1 protein-coding gene is annotated in these 970 nt (G+C 67.9%); it reads left to right on the top strand.

Going from position 1 to position 970, the window contains the following annotated elements; translation table 11 throughout:
- Positions 1-956 (top strand): pyridoxal phosphate-dependent aminotransferase (locus EOA27_RS38010; RefSeq protein WP_145970885.1); only part of this gene is annotated, 956 nt, incomplete at its 5' end.
- Positions 957-970 lie beyond the last annotated feature (14 nt).

Here is a 970-nt window from a genome sequence, read left to right as displayed (position 1 = left end):
ATGGCGAGCATCGCGGCGACAAGGACCTGCGCGCGCTGATCGCCGCGCAGGACAACGGCCTTTCCCACGCCGATGTGCTGGTGACGGCGGGCGCGGCCGGCGCGCTGTTCATCATCGCCACCGCGCTGCTGTCGCCCGCTGACCATCTTGTCGTCGTCCGGCCGAACTACGCCACCAACATCGAGACGCCGAAGGCGATCGGCTGCGCCATCTCCTATGTCGATCTCGATTTCGACCAGGGCTTTGCCATCGACATCGAGCACGTGAAGGCGGAGCTGCGGCCGAACACGAAACTGATCAGCGTCACCTGCCCGCACAACCCGACCGGCACGATGATGACACGCGCCGATCTCGACGCGCTGATCGCGCTTGCCGAACATCACAAGTGCCGCCTGCTGGTCGACGAGACCTATCGCGATCTCTCCTACGGCGAGCGCCTGCCGGCGGCGGCCTCGCTCAGCCCAAGCGCCATCAGCGTCTGCTCCCTGTCCAAGGCTTTCGGCATCCCGGGCATCCGCATCGGCTGGCTGCTGACCCGCGATCCGCAACTGCAGGAAACCTTCCTCGCCGCCAAGGAGCAGATCGGCATCTGCGGCAGCGTCATCGACGAGGCGATCGCGCGCGCCACGCTCGAACGCCGTGACGCCTTCCTCGCCTCGCTGCTGCCGGAGATGGCAAGGCGCCGCGACATCGTGCAGGCCTGGATCGACGGCGAGACGCTGGTCGACTGGGTGCGGCCGCAAGGCGGCGTCGTCGGGTTCCCGCGGCTCAATATCGATGCGGGCTTCGACCTCGACCGCTTCTACACCCGGCTGCTGGAGGAGCACGGCGCCTATGTCGGTCCCGGCCACTGGTTCGAGATGCCGAAGCGCTTCTTCCGCCTTGGCTTCGGCTGGCCGACGGAAGCGGAGCTGCGCGGCGGGCTGGCCGCCATCTCCGCCGCGTTGCGGAGCTGAATCGCCGTCCGGGC

Origin of the sequence: Mesorhizobium sp. M2A.F.Ca.ET.037.01.1.1 (assembly GCF_003998075.1) — a bacterium.
GTDB lineage: Bacteria > Pseudomonadota > Alphaproteobacteria > Rhizobiales > Rhizobiaceae > Mesorhizobium.
This window is presented reverse-complemented; position numbering and strand designations above follow the sequence as displayed.